This is a genomic window from Pseudomonas sp. GW821-FHT09C08 (assembly GCF_059418125.1).
Genome location: NZ_JBWKPG010000009.1, coordinates 1 through 20,144, shown reverse-complemented (window position 1 = coordinate 20,144; position 20,144 = coordinate 1). Strand labels below are relative to the sequence as shown.

The following is a 20,144-nucleotide window of genomic DNA, read 5'->3' as shown; positions in this document are numbered from 1 at the left end:
CCATGTCCGAAGACAATATCCTCACGCCCCACGGCTGGATGCGCGGCCGCCTGGTGCACGAGCACGGCAAGGTCACCGCCATTGAAGGCGTGCCTTGCGATCCTGCCGACAACGAACTGCCCTACCTGCTGCCGGGCTTTATCGACCTGCATGTGCACGGCGGTGGCGGCAAGGACATCATGGAAGGTGCCGACGCCTTCGAGACCATCACCCGCACCCACGTGCGCTTTGGCACCACCTCGCTGCTGGCCACCACCATGACCGCACCGGTGGATGAAATCTCCAGCGTGCTCGGCCAGCTCGGCACCTTCTGCGAGCAGCGTCCTACAGGCAGCGCCCGTGTCCTCGGTGTGCACCTGGAAGGGCCCTACATCAATCCCGGAAAACTCGGCGCACAACCCAACTTCGCCCACACCGCATTGATGGAAGAAGTGGAAGCCTACCTGCGCCTGGCGCCGATCCGGGTGATCACCATCGCCCCGGAAATCGCCGGGCATGACGGCCTGATCCGTGCCCTCAGCCAACGCGGGGTGCGCATGCAGATCGGCCACACGCTGGGCAGCTACGAAGAAGGCGTCGCCGCCCTCGCCGCCGGCGCCACCAGTTTCACGCATCTGTATAACGCCATGAGCCCGCTGCATCACCGCGAGCCGGGCATCGTCGGCGCCGCGCTGGCACACGCGCAATATGCCGAACTGATCCCGGACTTGCTGCACGTGCACCCCGGTGCCATGCGCGTCGCCCTGCGTTCGATCCCATGCCTGTACTGCGTCACCGATTCCACCGCCGCCGCCGGCATGCCCGATGGCGAATACAAGCTGGGCAGCCACACCGTGACCAAGTGCCTGGGCGGCGTACGCCTGGCCGACGGCACCCTGGCCGGGAGCACCCTGACCATGGACCAGGCGCTGCGCAACCTGGTGAAGATCGGCCTGCCTATCAGCGAAGCCTCACAACGCCTGTCGCAATTTCCTGCGGACTACCTGGGCCTGGAAGAACGCGGCCGCCTGCAACCCGGCAGCTTCGCCGACTGCGTACGCCTGGACCGCTCCCTGCACCTCACCGACGTCATGGTCGAAGGAGAAACCATTGTCTTCAAAAATGCTTGAAGAGGCCCTGGCCTCCCGCGATGCCGTTGCGGCGCAACTGCAACGCCTGGACCCGCTGCTGGAAGAAATCGCCGGCCGCCTGCGTCGCCAGCCGCCGCAAGTGGCGATGACCATCGCGCGCGGCAGTTCGGACCACGCCGCCAGTTACTTCGCCTACCTGGCCATGCAGCACGTGGGCATCCCGGTGGCATCGTTGCCGATGTCGGTGGTGACCCTGTTGCAGGCGCCCTTGAAAGTCAGCGGCCAGGTGGCGTTCGGCTTCTCGCAATCGGGGCAAAGTCCGGACCTGGTCAACAGCCTGCGCCTGCTGCGCAAGCGGGGAGCCTTGAGCATTTCGCTGGTGAACGCCGCAGACTCGCCGCTGGAGGCTGCTTGTGAATTCCACGTGCCGCTGTGCGCCGGGCCGGAACTGAGTGTCGCCGCGACCAAAAGCTTTATCGCCACCCTCAGCGCCAGCGCGCAGTTGATTGGCCACTGGAACCAGGAAGCCGATTTGCTCCAGGCCTGCCGCGCCCTGCCCGAAGGCCTGAGCGAAGCCGCCGGGCAGGATTGGCGCCCCGCCATCGACGCCCTGCGCGACTGCCAGCAATTGATGGTGATCGGCCGTGGCGCCGGGTTTGCCATCGCGCAGGAGGCCGCGCTCAAGCTCAAGGAAACCTCGGCGATCCAGGCCGAAGCCTTCAGCAGCGCCGAAGTGCGCCACGGGCCGATGGCCTTGATCGATGAAGACTACCCCTTGCTGGTATTCGCCCCACGCGGCGCCGAGCAGGCCGGCCTGTTGAGCCTGGCCGCCGACATGCGCCAGCGCGGCGCCCGCGTGCTATTGGCCGCACCGGACGATATCGCCGAGCGTGACCTGACCTTGAGCCGCGCCGAACACCCGAGCCTGGACCCGATCCTGGCGATCCAGAGCTTTTACGTGATGGCCGCCGGCCTGGCTGAAGCGCGGGGCATGGACCCGGACCAGCCGCGTCACCTGAGCAAAGTTACCCGCACTCACTGAGTCGCGTTTTCCTGATGAGTACCGTGCCCATGTCCTACAACAATAATGAATTGACCCTTAGCGCCCCACTCAGTGGCCCGCTGCTGACCCTGGGCAACGTTCCCGACGAAGTGTTCGCCAGCGGCGCCATGGGCGACGGTATCGCCATCGATCCGCTCAACGATTGCCTGCACGCACCCTGCGATGGCGAGATCATTCATGTCGCCCGCACCGGGCACGCGCTGACGATCCGCGCGCAAAACGGTGCCGAGTTGCTGATGCACGTGGGCATCGACACCGTGGAACTCAACGGCGAAGGTTTTGCCTTGCTGGTCAAGCAAGGGGCACGGGTCAGCAGTGACCAGGCGCTGGTGCAGTTCGACCTGGACCGCATTGCGCGCCAGTGCAAGAGCCTGGTCAGCTTGATTATCCTGACCAATGGCGAGCGCTTCGAATTGCGTCCGGTGGCCGCGCAAAGCGTCAAAGTCGGTGAACCGTTGCTGCACGTGATACCGCGCTCAACCGCGCCGGGCCAAACCGCTGTGGATAACTCATTGACTGAAGCCAGCGCGAGCGTGCGCATCACCCATCGCGGCGGCCTGCACGCACGGCCGGCGGCGCTGATCCGCAAAACCGCCGAGGGCTTCAGCAGCCAGGCGCAGTTGCATTTCGGCGCCAAGTCGGCCGCCTGCAACAGCCTGATCGGCGTGCTGGGCCTGGGGGTCGGCGAAGGCGACGAGGTGCGCGTGACGTGCCGCGGCAAAGACGCCGAGGCCGCGTTGCAGGCGCTGGTCGCGGCGCTGTCAGTCGCGGTCAAGGAGGCCCCCCCGGCGCCGCTCGTCGCGGCGCCACGGCGGGCGAATACCGAAGCCGGTGTATTGCAAGGCGTATGCGCGGCACCCGGGCTGGTCTGTGGCCCACTGTTCCGCCTGGCGGGTATCGAGCTGCCGGCAGACCTCGGCCAGCATCGCGCCGACGAACAACTGCAACGCCTGGACGCGGCCCTGGAGCAGGTGCGCGGCGAAATCCGCAAGACCCTGGACCACGCCCGGCAACGCCAGGCCGTCGAGGAAGAAGAGATCTTCGCCGCCCACCTCGCCCTGCTGGAAGACCCGACCCTGCTGGAAGCCGCCACCGCAGCCATCGAACAGGGCAGCGCCGCCACCCATGCCTGGCGTGATGCAATCCAGGCGCAATGCGCAGTGTTGCTGGCCTTGGGCAAACCGCTGTTCGCCGAGCGCGCCAATGACCTGCGCGACCTGCAGCAGCGGGTCCTGCGCGCGCTGCTCGGCGAAGCCTGGCACGTCGAATTACCCGCCGGGGCGATTGTCAGCGCGCACGAACTGACGCCGTCGGACTTGCTGCAACTGAGCGCACAAAACGCGGCCGGCATCTGCATGGCCGAAGGTGGCGCCACCTCCCACGTGGCGATCCTTGCGCGGGGCAAAGGCCTGCCGTGTGTGGTCGCGTTGGGCGCAGAAGTGCTCGATGTGCCGCAAGGCCAGCGCGTGGTGCTCGACGCCGGCAACGGTCGCCTGGAACTGGCGCCCAGCGAAGCGCGCCACGCCGAAGTGCACCAGATTCGCGACGTGCAGCAACGCCGTCGCCAGCAGCAACAGGCCCAGGCCGGGCAACCGGCGCACACCCTCGACGGCGTGAGCATCGAGGTAGCGGCCAATGTCGCCTCCAGCGCCGAGGCCCAACTGGCCTTTGCGAACGGCGCCGACGGCGTCGGCCTGCTGCGCACCGAATTCCTCTTCGTCGACCGCCGCACTGCGCCGGATGAACAGGAGCAGCGCCAGGCCTATCAAGCCGTGCTGGATGCGATGGGCGACAAGTCGGTGATCATCCGCACCATCGACGTCGGCGGTGACAAGCAGCTCGACTACCTGCCGCTGCCTGTCGAGGCCAACCCGGTGCTGGGCCTGCGCGGGATTCGCATGGCCCAGCTACGCCCGGAATTGCTCGACCAGCAGCTGCGCGCGTTGCTGCAAGTCAGCCCGCTGGAGCGCTGCCGCATCCTGCTGCCGATGGTCAGCGAGGTCGACGAACTGCTGCAGATCCGCCAGCGCCTGGATGAGCTGTGCGCTGAGCTGGAACTGACCCAACGCCCGGAGCTGGGGGTCATGATCGAAGTGCCCGCCGCCGCGCTGATGGCCGAGCAGTTGGCCAAGCATGCGGACTTTCTGTCCATCGGCACCAATGACCTGTCCCAGTACACCCTGGCCATGGACCGCGACCACGCCGGCCTCGCCGCGCGGGTCGATGCCTTGCACCCGGCCTTGCTGCGGTTGATCCACCAGACGTGCGTTGGCGCCGCCAAGCATGGGCGTTGGGTTGGGGTGTGTGGCGCCCTGGCATCCGACCCGCTGGCGACGCCGGTCCTGGTCGGCCTGGGGGTCAGCGAGCTGTCGGTGAGCGCGCCGCAAATCGGAGAAATCAAGGACCGTGTCCGTCAACTGGACGCGGCGCAATGCCGGCAACTGAGCCAAGGGCTGCTCGACCTGAGCAGTGCCAGGGCGGTTCGCCAAGCCTGTCAACACCACTGGCCGCTGAGCTGACAACAACAAGAAAAAGGAGACCCGCCATGTACCAATTATTCATCGAAGGGCTGCAACGCCTGGGCCGCGCGCTGATGCTGCCCATCGCCATCTTGCCGATTGCCGGCCTGCTGCTGCGCCTGGGTGACACCGACCTGTTGAACATCGCCGTCATGCACGATGCCGGGCAGGCAATCTTCGCCAACCTGGCGCTGATCTTCGCCATCGGCATCGCCGTGGGCTTTGCCCGCGACAACAACGGCACCGCCGGGCTGGCCGGAGCCATTGGCTACCTGGTGATGGTCTCCACGCTCAAGGTGATGGACTCGACCATCAACATGGGCATGCTCGCCGGTATCGCCAGCGGGCTAATGGCCGGTGCGCTGTATAACCGCTTCAAGGACATCAAGCTGCCGGAGTACCTGGCGTTCTTCGGCGGGCGACGGTTCGTGCCGATTGTCACCGGGTTTTCGGCGGTGGCCCTGGGAGTGATCTTTGGCCTGATCTGGCCGCCGATCCAGCACGGCATCAACAGCTTCGGCGTGCTGCTGATGGAAAGCGGCAGCTTCGGCGCGTTTGTGTTTGGCGTGTTCAACCGCCTGCTGATCGTCACCGGCCTGCACCATATCCTCAACAACATGGCGTGGTTTGTGTTCGGCAGCTTTACCGACCCGGTGACCGGCGCGGTGGTCACCGGCGACCTGACCCGCTACTTTGCCGGCGACCCCAAAGGCGGCCAGTTCATGACCGGCATGTTCCCGGTGATGCTGTTCGGCCTACCTGCCGCGTGCCTGGCGATGTACCGCAACGCCCTGCCGGAGCGGCGCAAAGTGATGGGCGGGATTTTCCTGTCGATGGCGCTGACCTCGTTCCTCACCGGCGTGACCGAGCCGATTGAATTCGCCTTCATGTTCCTGGCGCCGTTCCTGTACCTGATTCACGCATTGCTCACCGGCCTGTCGATGGCGCTGACCAATATGTTGAATATCCACCTGGGCTTCACGTTCTCCGGTGGGTTTATCGACATGGTGCTGGGCTGGGGCAAATCCACCAATGGCTGGCTGGTGGTCCCGGTTGGCCTGGCATATGCCGCGATCTACTACAGCGTCTTCAGTTACTGCATCCGCCGCTTCAACCTGAAAACGCCGGGCCGCGAGGATATCCAGGTGGCGCAGGCTGAAGCGATGACTGACAACCAGCGCGCCACGGCTTATATCCAGGCCTTGGGCGGCGCGGCGAACCTGCTCAGCGTGGGCGCCTGCACCACGCGCCTGCGGTTGGACATGGTCGACCGCAACAAAGCCGTGGATGCCGAGTTGAAAGCCCTGGGGGCGATGGCCGTCGTGCGGCCTGGCAATGGGGGCAGCCTGCAAGTGGTGGTCGGGCCACTGGCTGACAGCATTGCCGATGAAATTCGGCTGGCCATGCCATCGTTTGTGGCCAGCGCACCGGTGGCAGGGGCACCTGTGGATAAGTCTGTCGCCGTGAATGTGCAGGAAGCCGAGCAATGGCTGAGCGCACTCGGCGGTCGCGCGAATGTGCGCCAGCTGGAAGCGGTGGCGATGACCCGGCTGCGGGTGGAACTGGGCGATGATTCGGGGTTGTCCGAAGCTCAACTGACGGCGCTCGGGTGCCAGGGGGTGAGCCAGCTGGACAGCGGTGTGTGGCACCTGCTGATTGGCGACAAGGCGTCGGGCTTGAGCGAGGCGCTTGAACGGTTGGTCAATGCCCGCGAGGTCGGCGCCAAGGTATAGCGCAGCGGTGGCAGTGCGGGCCATTCGCGGGCAAGCCGGTCCCACAGTTGATAGGTGCCCGACCAGGCAATGCGGTCGGAGCGGGCTTGCAGTCGCGGTCGCTGAATGTGCAGCGACTGCAGAAGATTGGTGAGGCGGGCTCCGACGGACAACCCGAAAGGTTCGTGGAAAATCTCCGAAAACTGGAGATATCACAGACGGCAAAAACCCGACTTAAGTCGGGTTCTTTGATAGCGATTCATGCCTAAGCAGATACCGAACGTTGCTCGGCTTCGTAATGGCGGGTCTGAAAAGGCATTAACGCTTGAGCCTTCAATCCCAGCCCTTCACTCAAACCCCACGACACCGCCAACTCATCGCGGCGACTGCCAAGCGCAACAGTACCCTGCCGTTTTACCTCTTGTTTGGACGCAGCAGCCTGAAAAAGCTCAAGCACCTTCAGCACTTCGACTACCCGACTGTCTGTCGCACACGAAAAGCGCGTGAAACGCTCCAGCAAATAACCTGCGCGACGAAGCTCCACCTCACTGGAGTGTACTTCCAGAAACGCCTTTACCTCTCCCACAAGACTAGTGTCTGAATACCAAACCGCTTTTGCCGCGCAGACAAGGGCACTGTCATCAGCCTGATTCAGCGGACTTTTGACCAGCATATCCAAGGCATCGGAGAGGACAGGACCGTTAATAGGCTTCATCAACTTCAGTTTCCAGGTAATCGTGCAAGATATTGGTCAGTACAGAGGCAGGTGGTTCCTTGTTGCCAACATACATATCAATTGCCTGCAATGCCAGCCGACGGAACTCAGTGGTCACAATGAACCCAGCCCTGAGCAGGGCCATGATGTCGCCTACATCCTGATCAGTAGCTCGACCCAGCTTGGAGATCGCAATGTCGATAGGTGCAGCAATATGCAGATGCAGTACAGACTCAGCAGTAAACTCTGCCAGGGGAATACTTCGCTCCCAATAATCCTCGTGAAGAGGACCAAAGCCAGTGTTGTATTGAAGGTCGTAATTGAGCTCCATGACACGGCCAGACTGCTCGTCGAAAAATTGCTCTGGAAACTCTGCCAGTAACGTCTGCAGGCGCAACTTGTGGTGAATATTCGTGCAATAAATCTCCGCATCAACGTCCGTGGATACACGGTGGTGGGTATATAGGTGGACAGCACAGCCACCGAACACGATGACCTTGACTGCTCCTGGCTTTGCTCCCTCAAGGATCAATTCCACTTCAATGGATTTGAACATTGAAATCAGTGCTTGTCCGAGTGAGCTACTCGTATTGAGGCGCGGAGCGACAACATAAGGAGTTTCCATTTCTTGAATCTCAAGCCAGTGCAACACTGCTGAACGGGCCTTGAACTCAAATCCCGATCACTGAATGGTCAGTGACCAACAAAGGCTATTCAGCAGAGTTCCGAGGGACAACCCGAAAGGTTTGTGGGAAATCTCCGAGACTCGCTGTGTTCAACCCGCCGCGCTATCCATGAACGCCGGGCAAGTCACCAGGATGTGTCGGCACCTGCCTGCGCTAGTTATCTACCGCCTGGTCAACTGCTCGCCTGCGCATGCTGAGGGTTCTTACCCCCAGCATGGAGAGCGTGCCTGTGAGCACCACACCCAAGACCTTTGAAGGCATCAAGGGCCACCTCAACCAGATCGGGCATCACCTGCTCCAGGTCGAGTCGCCGTTAGTCCCCGAACACACGCCGTCCGCAGCCCTGGCTTATCTGGAGCGCGTCAATCGGATCCTGACGAATTACCGCCAGCAATTCCTGGCCAAGAGCCGGCCCCTCTATCAAGGACTGACGTCAAGCAATCTGCCCACCCAAGTGACGGCGCTCAAGACCACACTGAACGCTCACCTGCTGCACCTCGATCGCTATGAGCAAATCGATGGCAAGCCCCTTAAATCCTTCATGACGTTTGACGCCGGGTACACGGCGCTGGCCAACGAAACCGCGCTGAGTGCCGAGGACCGCCTGCTGCATCCGCAGCAACGGGCCATGCTTGAGCGTGTGCCGCTGGGTATCACGTTGCGCCCAGGCTTGTATGCGTTGAGCTTCAGCTACCAGCAACGCACCGTCGAACTGGCGGGCGCCTTTGTGCTGACGGAAAAATCCAGCCCGCAGGTCGCCGACCTGACATCTGCGCCGCCGGTGGGCGAAGTGATGCTGTACACCCCTGCGCGCGGCATTGAGTGCTTCGGCTCACTGGCGCAGTTGAACAGCCAATGGCTGCAGGCGATGGACGATGCCGAGCAACGGCGCACCTTCATGCACCTGCTGCCCGCGCGCTATGGCGATATCACGCCGGGAGCGATCTGGCCGCTGGCGCTGACGCCGATCAGTGACAAACCGCTGTTTGAACATACCTACGACGCGCTGATCGACAAGCGCACCCAGGACATCGAGCGCGCCTTGAGCCTGGAGGACAACCCGACGCACGACGCCGCCCAACTGACCGATGCACTGGACCGTGCCATCACCGCAGCGTTACCGGACTTCAACGCACGCCTGGGCTGGCGCGCCCGACAGCTACTGGAGCGCTACCTGCGCCAGAGCGCGCCGGATTGGTATCGCAGCGCCAGCGACACCCGCCGCGCCACGCTCGCCACCCATCTGGCAAGTTACAACGAGGCCCGCGAGCAGCTGCTCGACCTGCTGGGCCCGGTCACCGCACCTGAAGACCTGGCGCGCTACCAATGGCTCGAACGCTTGAGCGATGAACTGGACATCCACGACCTGGCGCCACAGGACCTGATGATCAGCACCCGGCGCTACGTCGATCCCATCGGCGAATATGAACACGAGCGCAGCCTGATCGACCTGGCCCTGCGCGGGCTGCAAACCGGCGACGCGCTGGCGGGCTCGGACTTCCTCACCAAAACCACCCTGACCTACCAGGATGCCCCCCTGTCCAAGGCCTACCGGGACCTGACACCTGCCTGGCTGGTAGAGACGCTGGGCACGTTGCAACCGCGTATCGAGTTCGCCGACCTGCAACAACAGATGCATGCCAAACCGGCCGTCAGCCAGGCGATCGAACGGATGCTCGACCAACGCATCAACGCACTGGCGTACACCGCCGTGTTGCAGGGGCATCTCAGTGACGAGGACTACGGGCTGATCACCGACCTGCGCCAGGGCAACGCCCCCCACCTCAGCGCCGCCACGCTGTCGCTGCACGAAGCGCAGTTGCAGGACCTGTGGGTGTTGCGCAAAACCGACGCCAGCGGCGCTGTAATCCGCCTGCTGCTGTGCACGCCGCAAGCGCCTCGAGACCAGCAGTTCCTGGTGTTCAACAGTGAGGGCGAGTGCCGAAGCCATATTCTTGGCTGGAGCCTGGACAACGGCACGCGGCATCCGCCAGGCACGCTCACCGACTACCTGATCAAGCGGGTTGCGCTGCGTTTTCGCGCAGCAATGACACACGTATTGACCAGCATGAGCATCGAGCCAGGTGCGCATGAATCCATAGAAATCAGCTTCGGCCACATCGGCAGCCACGCCGCGTGCCTCAAGGCCATGGCGGCGCATGTGCTGGCCACACGGGTCGATGACTATGAATTCAGCACCCCGAACTGGTTCCGCTCCACCAGCATCGACACCCGCCAGAAGCTATTGAAGCTGGTGGAAGACGGCGAAGGCGCGCTGCTCACCTATAACGAGTTTCCGCTGTCTGACGCGAAGTTCCCAAGCTTCAATGATTATCTGCATGAACAGGCCAGACAGCGCCTGAACCTGCTGTTGGGACGTAAGGGCAACGATGTGGACCCCGACACCGTGTGGGCCTTCTCGCCCCCGGCATTGATAGGCTCATCGACCCCTGCGCCCATGACCTACACGCAGCTGTACCGCGACGGTTACGCCGATGGCGTAGGTTTTCTCGACGAGAAATTCTCCCGCTCAGCGCGGTTCAGAGGCCCGAAGGATGTTGACCTGAGCCCGATCACGGGGCCCACGGGCGCGCTCACGGTGGCGCGCTCGGTGACGGGCACCTGGGTCGGCCAACGCTACATCAACAAGGTCAAGGCCCAACTGCTGAACGTCGGCAGTGCGGACTATGACCTGCGACGCAATGCGACCCTGGCCATCACTCAGCGCCAGATGCAGAACGCCGGCCTTGAATGCCGCCTGCAGGGGGAGATCGCCGGAAGTGATTGGGCATGGCTGGAGCGCAGTATCGCCAGCATGGGCGAGACCGCCCCCGCCACGCGCACCACTTATGCGATCCATCGCCTGCTGCTGGATGGCGAATGGGTAATGGGAAATTTCCTCTTCAGCCATGCCGGTTTCCCGACAGTGCTCTACACCCCCAATGCACCGGATGGCATCAGCTTTCGCGAGGCTCGGCAGTTCAACTACCTGCTGAAAAAAATCCCCGCCATGCTCGGTTACTTCACCCAGCGGGTGGGTACCCAATCCCAGGTCAGGGTGCGTGCCTTCCTGGATGCCGCCAAGGCACAGCTGCCCGAGGGACTGAACCGCACCGACATCAGCCCGCCACGCTATGATTCGACCCGCGAGCAAACACCGCTGCAGGATCTGCGCCGGGCCCTGTATGACATGCCGCTGCAGCGCAAGATCGACGACATTGAAGGTACCACGAACAACCGCACCCGAATGGTCACCGGCATTCTGTGGACCTGCGTGGAGTGGGTCACCGCCATCGCCACTGCGCCGTTCCCGACTCTCAGCCTGAGCCTGGGCATGCTGTTGGCATTCAAGGACGGCATGCTGGCCCTGCACGCTTATCAGCAGGGTGACAACGAAGCGGCCGTGGAGCACTTGATCGGTTACGTGCTCAACAGCGCCGGCGCAGCATTCACCGACCTGCGCCCGGCGCTGGTCTCGCTCAAGCAGCTTGCACGTCCGGGCTTACGCCAAGTCGCCAAAAGCAGCGCGTTGTCGAGCGAGCGGTTGAACCTGGTCGAGCCGCTGCAACCCAAGCCGCCGGCGCCGCAGAACATGCAACCCGTGCTGTTTGACGGTGAAGCCCTGTGGGCGAAAAACACCCCGGACCCGATCGGGCGCTATTTGCTCTACCGGCTCGACCCGGCCACCGGCAAGCTGGTTTCCACCACCCGCGTGGCAGCCCCTGACGCGCAAGGCGTGTGGCGCCGTACCGGGGTCGCCGGTGGCGCGCCCAAATATGAAAGGCTACCCGACACACCGCAGCAGCTCACACCCTATGAGATGCCGGCAAAGTACGCGAGCAAACTGGAGCCGGTCCTCAACCCGCAGGTGCGCGAAGGGATGATGCGTTGGTCTGAATGGAATTTCGACTCGCCGAACGTGGTTCTGGGCAGTGCTGCGGTGGAACTCAAACCCCTGCGCACCACGTACCTGCAACAGGCCGAACGCCTGGCCACGGACGCCGAGGATTTTTTCAAGAACCTCGTCCCGCTGCCCGTTCGCGCTGATCCACCGGCGATCGACGCCAGCATGCCGTTCTCGCAACTGCTCGCCAGCGACGCCTTCAGCGCCAACAAGAACCTGGTGATCGGCGCGATACCCGGCTCCATCGCCAGCAAACAACTGCTGATCACCCAGATGGACACCTTGATCAGCAAAGGCTTCAAACACCTCTACATCGAGTACCTGCCCACCGATGTCTTCCGCTCGAAACTGCAGAAGCTCAACAGCGGCAAATCCTGGCTACACATCGAAAAGCATTTAAAGGCTGTGGATAAAGCCTTGGGCTTTGCCGAAAACGCCGAGTATTCCTACGTCAGCCTGGTGCGCAAGGCTCAGGAAAAGGGCATGAAGGTCAACGCCCTGGACGCCTCCACGTCTTACCTGCTGGACGATGCCCTGCTGATGGGCGACACCCCACCGACTCTGCCACGCAGCAACAGTGTGAGGAATTTCTACTCCCACAAGGCCATTGAGGCCGATGCGCTCAACGAGCTGGATGAGCGCTGGATAGCCTTGGTGGATCATTCCCGCGTGCGCACGTTCGAGGGCACCCCAGGCCTGGCAGACCTGCAGGACGCCGTCGCACTGCGCGTGGTGGATGTGGCCGCGGATCAGCCTGTCGGCGTGTGGCTCGACGCGCCGGGCGCCATTGCCGGTGACTCGCTGGCCAAGGGCGATTACCGCCTGACCCTGCAGACCCCGTACACAGCGCCCAAGGCTGCAGCGGCGTCCAGCGCGGTGGCGGATGCGATGACGCATTACAGCGACTACGACATTGCCCCCGCACTACATGGCAGCATCACCCGCCAGGCCGAGGTGCCGCATGGGCTCAATCCCATCTATGTTCCGCAGAATCCGGCCCATCACGAAGCGTTCCAGGCCTTCAAGGACGCCAGGCATCGCTTGAGTACAGATGCAAAAAACTACCTGGACACCCACGTACCGCCAACCCGGCCAGATCCCGCCATCCTGGCTTCGCCCAAGCCTGCGGAGGCGTTCCTGGACAACCTGCGCCAGAGCGACTTCGCAGGGCTCGTAATCGGTGAGGGTCAAACTGCACGATCCAGCAAGCGGTGGCTGCGCGAGTCGATGGGGAAACTCAAGACGCTGGGATTCAAGACGCTTTACGTGGAGCACCTGCTGACCGATATGCATCAGGCCCAGCTGGATCTGTTCTTGACCACGCAACGGCTTCCGGACGACCTCAAGCGCTACCTCAAACAACTGGATCGGGGTTACATGCCCAATTACAAAGGCAGCGACACCTATACCGAGGTTGTCCAGGCGGCGGCCAGGCACGGCCTGCGCATCCGCGCCCTGGACTGCATCGCCAGTTACAACATCAAGGGGCTGGCGGAGAAAGACCTGGCCCGCAACCAGATGTTCAGCTACTTCGCCTCCAAGGTCATCGCGGCCGACCAGGCGGCGCACGGGCCTCACAAATGGGTCGCCTTCGTTGGCAGCACTCACACCAACATGAACCTGGGCGTTCCGGGCCTGGCTGAACTGCAAGGCGCGGTCAGCCTGCATGTCAGGGATACGGCCCCGGCATTGGCCAAGAACATACGTCCGGGTGGCTGGGAGACCCTGCACGAGGGCATTAGCCCGAGGGCCTTGCGCGGCGATTTCATACTCGACGCCGGCGTTACCGGAACCCAGGCTCCAGCCCCCTTTGTGCCTGCGGACAGGTCGCGCTTGAACCGACCCGGCTTGTACCTGATCGAACGCCCGTCGCCGTCACAGAGCAACCTGGTGCATCACTCCCGCAGCGGGGAGATCGTCTCGACACCGATCAAGATCGATAAGGATGGGCTGTTTTATGTCGACCGCTGGGCGCAGATGCAAGGCCAGCGCTTCAGCCACGAAAAGATATTGATCGACGCGTTGCATGTTGAAGTGAGGTTAGTCCCCGCACCGTAAAGTGTCAGCTGCGGCTGGATGACAGCCCACAAAAAACCCGCTGGCCAACCTGGCCCAGCGGGTTTCTTGATGACAGCTTGCGGGTCAGAAATCCGCCAACTGCCACACTTCATAAGCCGGTGTTTCATAGGGGTGGCTGAGTTTCAGCGCGGCCACAACAGCCACAATCAGCTCATCCGCCACCACCAGCTCAACCTTCCATTCCTCAACCACTTCCACCTGGCCGACTTGCCCGATAAACGGCTGGCTGCCGTCCAACGCGCGAAATTGGCCCTGGCCCAGCACTTGCCAGGCGCAGCTGTCGTAGTCGCCGATGCGCCCGCCGCCGGCTGCGAAGACGGCGGTTTTCACCGTCTCTACATGGCTGTCGGGCACAAAGAAGGCAAGCTTGTACACCGCCTTAGTTCACCCACACGCGCGCGTTGCGGAACATGCGCATCCAGGCGCCGTCTTCGTTCCACTCTTCCGGGCGCCACGAGTTCTGCACGGCACGGAACACACGCTCAGGGTGCGGCATCATGATGGTCACGCGACCGTCACGGCTGGTGAGACCGGTGATCCCGCGCGGCGAGCCGTTCGGGTTGGCCGGGTAGGTCTCGGTGACCTTGCCGTGGTTGTCGACGAAACGCATGGCCACGCAACCGGACAGGTCGGCTTCGAGCAAGGCTTCTTCGCTTTCGAACTCGGCATGACCTTCACCGTGGGCGATGGCGATTGGCATACGCGAACCGGCCATGCCTTGCAGGAAGATCGAGTTGGATTCCTGCACCTGCACCATCGCAACACGGGCTTCGAACTGCTCGGAACGGTTACGCACGAAGTGCGGCCAGAACTCGCTGCCCGGGATCAGCTCGTGGAGGTTGGACATCATCTGGCAACCGTTGCACACACCCAGGGTGAAGCTGTCGTTGCGTTCGAAGAAGCCCTGGAAGGCGTCGCGGGCACGGCTGTTGAACAGGGCCGACTTGGCCCAGCCTTCGCCGGCACCCAGCACGTCGCCGTAGGAGAAACCGCCGCAGGCCACCAGGCCTTTGAACTCGTTGAGGTCAACGCGACCGGCGAGGATATCGCTCATGTGCACGTCGATCGCATTGAAGCCGGCACGGTCGAACGCGGCCGCCATTTCCACCTGGCCGTTGACGCCCTGCTCACGCAGTACGGCAACTTGTGGGCGAATACCTTTCTTGATGTACGGCGCGGCGATGTCCTGGTTGACGTCGAAGCTGAGCTTGGTGCTCAGGCCCGGGTTGTCTTCTTCCAGGATCACGTCGAATTCCTGCTCGGCGCAGTCGGCGTTATCGCGCAGGCGTTGGATCTGGTAGCTGGTCTCGGACCACTGGCGTTGCAGCAAGCGGCGCTGGCCGGCAAACACGGTGTCGCCATTGAACGAGATGTTGATCTCGCCGTTGTTGATCGGCTGGCCGATCACCGCCACGCAGTCGTCCAGGCCAGCGGCGCTGAACTGTGCGAGTACGTCCGGGGTTGCGTCCTGGCGCACCTGGATCACCGCACCCAACTCTTCGTTGAACAGGATGCCGTTGATTTCGGCAGCATCCTCGGCAACGCTGTCGAGCACGATGTTCAGGCCGCAGTGACCGGCAAACGCCATCTCGACAACGCTGGTCAGCAGGCCGCCGTCGGAACGGTCGTGGTAAGCCAGCAGGTGGCCATCGGCGTTGAGGCCCTGGATCACGGCGAAGAAGGCCTTGAGGTCTTCGGCATCGTCGACGTCCGGCGCCTGCTTGCCGAGCTTGCCGTGGGTTTGTGCGAGGATCGAGGCGCCCATGCGGTTCTGGCCACGGCCGAGGTCGATCAGGATCAGGTCGGTGGTGCCCTTGTCCATGCGCAGTTGCGGGGTCAGGGTCTGGCGAATGTCGGTGACCGGGGCGAAACCGGTGACGATCAGCGACAGCGGCGAGGTGACGCTCTTGTCCACGCCTTCATCGTTCCAACGGGTGGCCATGGACATCGAGTCCTTGCCCACCGGGATGGTGATGCCCAGCTCAGGGCACAGCTCCATGCCGACCGCTTTTACGGTGTCGTAAAGACGCGCGTCTTCACCCGGGTGACCAGCAGCGGACATCCAGTTGGCCGACAATTTGATGTCGGAGAGCTTGCCGATGCGCGAGGCTGCGATGTTGGTGAGGGTTTCACCAATGGCCATGCGGCCCGACGCCGGGGCGTCCAGCAGGGCCAGCGGCGTACGCTCGCCCATGGCCATGGCTTCGCCGGTATAGACGTCGAAACTGGTGGCGGTGACGGCAACGTCGGCCACGGGAACCTGCCACGGGCCGACCATTTGGTCACGGGCCACCAGGCCGGTGATGGTGCGGTCGCCGATGGTGATCAGGAAGCTTTTGCTCGCCACGGCCGGGTGGTGCAGCACGCGTTCGATGCTGTCGGCCAGGTCGAGGGTGCTTGGGTCGAAATCATCGCCCAGCTCGGCTTCACGTACCGCCGAACGGTGCATGCGCGGGGCCTTGCCCAGCAGCACTTCGAGCGGCATGTCGACCGGGCTGTTGCCGAAGTGGCTGTCGGTGACGGTCAGTTGCGGCTCGGCAGTGGCTTCGCCGACCACGGCAAACGGGCAGCGCTCACGTTCGCAGATGGCCTGGAAGCGTGCGAAGTCTTCAGCGCCGACGGCCAGCACGTAGCGTTCCTGGGATTCGTTGCTCCAGATTTCGTGCGGGGCCATGCCCGGCTCGTCGTTTGGAATGTTGCGCAGTTCGAAACGGCCGCCGCGGTCGCCATCGTTGACCAGTTCCGGGAAGGCGTTGGACAAACCGCCGGCGCCGACGTCATGGATGAAGCTGATCGGGTTCTTGTCACCCAACTGCCAGCAACGGTCGATGACTTCCTGGCAGCGACGTTCCATCTCAGGGTTTTCGCGCTGCACGGAAGCAAAATCCAGGTCTGCCGAGCTGGTGCCGGTGGCCATGGAGGAAGCGGCGCCGCCGCCCAGGCCGATCAGCATCGCCGGGCCGCCGAGCACGATCAGCTTGGAGCCGACCAGGATCTCGCCTTTCTTGACGTGTTCTTCACGGATGTTGCCCATGCCGCCGGCCAACATGATCGGCTTGTGGTAGCCGCGCACTTCATCGCCACGCGGGGTGGTGATGGATTGTTCGAAGGTACGGAAGTAACCGGTCAGCGCCGGACGCCCGAATTCGTTGTTGAACGCGGCGCCGCCCAGCGGGCCTTCGATCATGATGTCCAGCGCGGTAACGATGCGCTCAGGCTTGCCGTACGGCACTTCCCACGGCTGTTCGAAGCCCGGGATCTGCAGGTTGGACACGGTGAAGCCGGTCAGGCCAGCCTTGGGCTTGGCGCCACGGCCGGTTGCACCTTCGTCACGGATCTCGCCGCCGGAACCGGTGGCTGCGCCCGGGAACGGGGCAATCGCGGTCGGGTGGTTGTGGGTTTCAACCTTCATCAGGATGTGCACCGGCTCTTGCACCGCGCCGTACTGGCGGGTCTCAGGGTCCGGGAAGAAACGGCCGGCAACGGAGCCGACGATCACCGAGGCGTTGTCCTTGTAAGCCGACAGAACGCCTTCGCTGTGCATCACGTAGGTGTTCTTGATCATGCCGAACAGGCTTTTTTCCTGGCTCTCGCCGTCGATATCCCAACTGGCGTTGAAGATCTTGTGACGGCAATGCTCGGAGTTGGCCTGGGCGAACATCATCAGTTCGATGTCGTGCGGGTTGCGCTTCAAGCCGTTGAAGGCGTTGACCAGGTAGTCGATCTCGTCTTCGGCCAGGGCCAGGCCGAGTTCGGTGTTGGCCTTCTCGAGGGCGGCGCGGCCACCGCCAAGCACGTCAATCGCGGTCAGCGGCTTGGGCTCGGCGTGGCTGAACAGACCGGCGGCCTGTTCCAGCTGGCTGACGATGATCTGGGTCATGCGGTCGTGCAGGCTGCTGGCGATCAGCTCGGCCTCGGCATCGCTGAACTGCCCGGCTACATAGAAGGCAATACCGCGTTCCAGGCGCTGGATTTTCTCCAGGCCGCAGTTGCGGGCGATGTCGCTGGCCTTGCTCGACCAGGGCGAGATGGTGCCGAACCGTGGCAGAACCAGGAACAAGCGGCCGGTCGGCTCTTGAACGGGAACGCTGGGGCCGTACTTCAGAAGGCGTGCGAGCACTTGCTGTTCGTCGGCGGTCAAGACGCCGGTAACGTCGGCGAAGTGAGCAAATTCAGCATACAAGCCTGTAACAGCTGGAACCTTCTGGCTCAGTTGCTCAAGGAGTTTGCTGTGGCGAAAGGCAGAAAGGGCAGGAGCGCCGCGCAGGATCAACATCTTCGGGACAGCCTCGGGAAGGGGGTGTGCTTTGAGGCCGTGCATTCTAGCGTAAACCATCGCCAACGGCACCCGAAACGGCACCAGTGGCCGCTGCCGGACGTCAGTTGGCACGGTTTGCACGGTATCGGGGCGTTTTCCCGGGTATTCGGAGCAGTTATTTTAACCGTCACAATCGGCTGCCAGGCCACGTTTCTGCGGGCTGCAGCACAGTTTTGCCGGCGCTAGCAGACAAGTCCCATGCTGTCGAGATATGGCGCCGTGGGCCGTTTGCGTATACTGCGCAGATGTTCTCCCCTACTGCTTTGCGCCCGCGATGCGCCAAATGGCTCATCGCAACCGGACTCTTCCTGATGCTCAGCGCCTGTGTTGATAAACCCAGCACGCTCGAGCGAATCAAGGAGGATGGCGTATTGCGGGTGATCACCCGGAACAGCCCGGCGACTTATTTCCAGGACCGCAACGGTGAAACCGGTTTCGAATACGAACTGGTCAAGCGCTTTGCCGATGACCTGGGCGTGAAACTGGAGATCGAGACCGCCGACAACCTCGATGACCTGTTCGGCCAGTTGGGCAAGCCCAACGGTCCGGTGCTCGCCGCCGCCGGCCTGGTCAGCAGCGAGCAGCGCCAGCAGCAGGTGCGTTTCTCCCACCCTTACCTGGAAGTCACCCCGCAGATCATCTACCGCAACGGCCAGTCACGCCCGACCAACGCGGCGGACCTGGTGGGCAAGAAGATCATGGTGCTCAAGGGCAGCACCCACGCCGAACAACTGGCGGAGCTGAAAAAGCAGAATCCTGCGATTGAATACGAAGAATCCGACGCCGTTGAAGTAGTCGACCTGCTGCGCATGGTCGACGAGGGGCAAATCGACCTGACCCTGGTGGACTCCAACGAAGTCGCGATGAACCAGGTGTACTTCCCCAATGTGCGCGTGGCATTCGACCTCGGCAATGCCAGCAACCAGAGCTGGGCCGTGGCCGCCGGCGACGACAACAGCCTGCTCAACGAGATCAACAGCTACCTGGACAAGGTCGAGAAGAACGGCACCCTGCAGCGCTTGAAAGACCGCTATTACGGGCACGTCGATGTACTCGGCTATGTCGGCGCCTACACCTTCGCCCAGCATTTGCAGCAGCGCCTGCCCAAGTACGAAAAGCACTTTCGCACCTACGCCAAGGAAGAAAAGGTCGACTGGCGCCTGTTGGCTGCCATTGGCTATCAGGAATCCCTGTGGCAACCGGCGGTCACCTCCAAGACCGGCGTGCGCGGCCTGATGATGCTGACCCAGAACACCGCCCAGGCGATGGGCGTGTCCAACCGCCTGGACGCCAAGCAAAGCATCATGGGCGGCGCCAAGTACCTGGCCAAGATCAAGGATGAGCTGGACGACAGCATCGCCGAGCCGGATCGCACCTGGTTCGCCCTCGCCGCCTATAACGTCGGCACCGGGCACCTGGACGACGCGCGCCTGCTGGCGAAGAAAGAAGGCCTGAACCCGAACAAGTGGCTGGACGTGAAGAAAATGCTGCCGCGCCTGGCGCAGAAGCAGTGGTACAGCAAGACCCGCTACGGCTACGCCCGGGGCGGCGAGCCGGTGCACTTCGTGGCGAACATCCGGCGCTACTACGACATCCTCACCTGGGTTACCCAGCCGCAGCTGGAAGGCAACCAGGTGGTCGAAGGCAACCTGCATGTACCGGGCGTCGACAAGACCAAGCCGCCGGAAGACACCCCGCAGCTGTAAGCCACTCCCCCAAACACCACAAAAAACAATGTGGGAGCGGGCTTGCTCGCGAAAGCGGTGTGTCAGTCGCTGAAGGTAGTGGCTGACCCACCGCTATCGCAGGCAAGCCAGCTCCCACATTTTGCAATGTATTCCAAGGTTGGAACCGGGTTGATCAGACCGCTCAAATGCCGGTGCGGCGCCCCGAATCACAAGCCCGAACAACGATCAAAACTGTGGGAGCTGGCTTGCCCGCGAAAGCGGTGTGCCAGTCACTGAAGGTAGCGGCTGACCCACCGCTATCGCAGGCAAGCCCGCTCCCACATTTTGCAATGTATTCCAAGGTTGGAACCGGGTTGATCAGACCGCTCAAATGCCGGTGCGGCGCCCCGA

The 20,144-nt window shown here is 62.8% G+C and carries 10 protein-coding genes; 6 read left to right on the top strand and 4 right to left on the bottom strand.

Going from position 1 to position 20,144, the window contains the following annotated elements:
- Window positions 1-2 precede the first annotated feature (2 nt).
- From nagA to nagE, 4 genes are read left to right on the top strand one after another with little or no spacing between them, the layout of a single operon-like run.
- Window positions 3-1,109 carry an N-acetylglucosamine-6-phosphate deacetylase gene (gene nagA, locus AC07OJ_RS25805; RefSeq protein ID WP_065908679.1) on the top strand — a complete coding sequence of 369 codons (1,107 nt, stop codon included), beginning with the start codon at window positions 3-5 and terminating at the stop codon, window positions 1,107-1,109.
- Window positions 1,090-2,112 carry an SIS domain-containing protein gene (locus AC07OJ_RS25800; RefSeq protein ID WP_495095459.1) on the top strand — a complete coding sequence of 341 codons (1,023 nt, stop codon included), beginning with the start codon at window positions 1,090-1,092 and terminating at the stop codon, window positions 2,110-2,112. The genes nagA and AC07OJ_RS25800 overlap by 20 nt, the downstream gene beginning before the upstream one ends.
- 29 nt (window positions 2,113-2,141) lie before the next feature.
- On the top strand, window positions 2,142-4,652 hold the full coding sequence (gene ptsP, locus AC07OJ_RS25795) for a phosphoenolpyruvate--protein phosphotransferase (protein ID WP_495095458.1): 2,511 nt from the start codon (window positions 2,142-2,144) through the stop codon (window positions 4,650-4,652).
- A 26-nt stretch (window positions 4,653-4,678) separates the two neighbouring features.
- The gene (nagE, locus tag AC07OJ_RS25790; protein WP_201145826.1) at window positions 4,679-6,385 is read left to right on the top strand and encodes an N-acetylglucosamine-specific PTS transporter subunit IIBC; all 1,707 of its coding nucleotides are present in this window, start codon (window positions 4,679-4,681) and stop codon (window positions 6,383-6,385) included.
- Between the two features lie 244 nt (window positions 6,386-6,629).
- Here the strand turns inward: nagE and AC07OJ_RS25785 are convergent, their stop codons facing one another.
- A complete protein-coding gene (locus tag AC07OJ_RS25785) occupies window positions 6,630-7,082 on the bottom strand; it encodes a hypothetical protein (protein WP_065908670.1) in 453 nt (150 codons plus the stop codon).
- Entirely contained in the window at window positions 7,066-7,704 is a 639-nt protein-coding gene (locus AC07OJ_RS25780) for a DUF6036 family nucleotidyltransferase (RefSeq protein WP_495095457.1), read from the bottom strand. Before AC07OJ_RS25780 ends, AC07OJ_RS25785 begins: the two co-directional genes overlap by 17 nt.
- Before the next feature lie 290 nt (window positions 7,705-7,994).
- Between AC07OJ_RS25780 and AC07OJ_RS25775 the strand changes: the two genes are divergently transcribed.
- Window positions 7,995-13,727: a membrane-targeted effector domain-containing toxin gene (locus AC07OJ_RS25775; protein WP_495095456.1), complete on the top strand. Its 5,733-nt coding sequence runs from the start codon at window positions 7,995-7,997 to the stop codon at window positions 13,725-13,727.
- 84 nt (window positions 13,728-13,811) lie between these two features.
- Here AC07OJ_RS25775 and AC07OJ_RS25770 read toward each other — a convergent pair whose 3' ends face one another.
- Both AC07OJ_RS25770 and purL read right to left on the bottom strand, forming a co-directional pair.
- The gene (locus AC07OJ_RS25770) at window positions 13,812-14,123 is read right to left on the bottom strand and encodes a YqfO family protein (RefSeq protein WP_003193986.1); all 312 of its coding nucleotides are present in this window, start codon (window positions 14,121-14,123) and stop codon (window positions 13,812-13,814) included.
- A gap of 4 nt (window positions 14,124-14,127) precedes the next feature.
- Complete coding sequence (gene purL, locus AC07OJ_RS25765; RefSeq protein ID WP_106802697.1) at window positions 14,128-18,024, bottom strand: phosphoribosylformylglycinamidine synthase; 3,897 nt, start codon at window positions 18,022-18,024, stop codon at window positions 14,128-14,130.
- 287 nt (window positions 18,025-18,311) lie between these two features.
- Between purL and mltF the strand changes: the two genes are divergently transcribed.
- A complete protein-coding gene (mltF, locus tag AC07OJ_RS25760; protein ID WP_065908659.1) occupies window positions 18,312-19,772 on the top strand; it encodes a membrane-bound lytic murein transglycosylase MltF in 1,461 nt (486 codons plus the stop codon).
- The last annotated feature ends 372 nt before the right edge of the window (window positions 19,773-20,144 follow it).

Excerpts from the sequence above, each read along its gene's own strand:
- mltF (WP_065908659.1), top strand. The coding sequence starts at position 18,312 with ATGTTCTCCCCTACTGCTTTGCGCCCGCGATGCGCCAAATGGCTCATC.
- AC07OJ_RS25780 (WP_495095457.1), bottom strand. The coding sequence starts at position 7,704 with ATGGAAACTCCTTATGTTGTCGCTCCGCGCCTCAATACGAGTAGCTCA.
- nagE (WP_201145826.1), top strand. The coding sequence starts at position 4,679 with ATGTACCAATTATTCATCGAAGGGCTGCAACGCCTGGGCCGCGCGCTG.
- nagA (WP_065908679.1), top strand. The coding sequence starts at position 3 with ATGTCCGAAGACAATATCCTCACGCCCCACGGCTGGATGCGCGGCCGC.
- ptsP (WP_495095458.1), top strand. The coding sequence starts at position 2,142 with ATGTCCTACAACAATAATGAATTGACCCTTAGCGCCCCACTCAGTGGC.
- purL (WP_106802697.1), bottom strand. The coding sequence starts at position 18,024 with ATGTTGATCCTGCGCGGCGCTCCTGCCCTTTCTGCCTTTCGCCACAGC.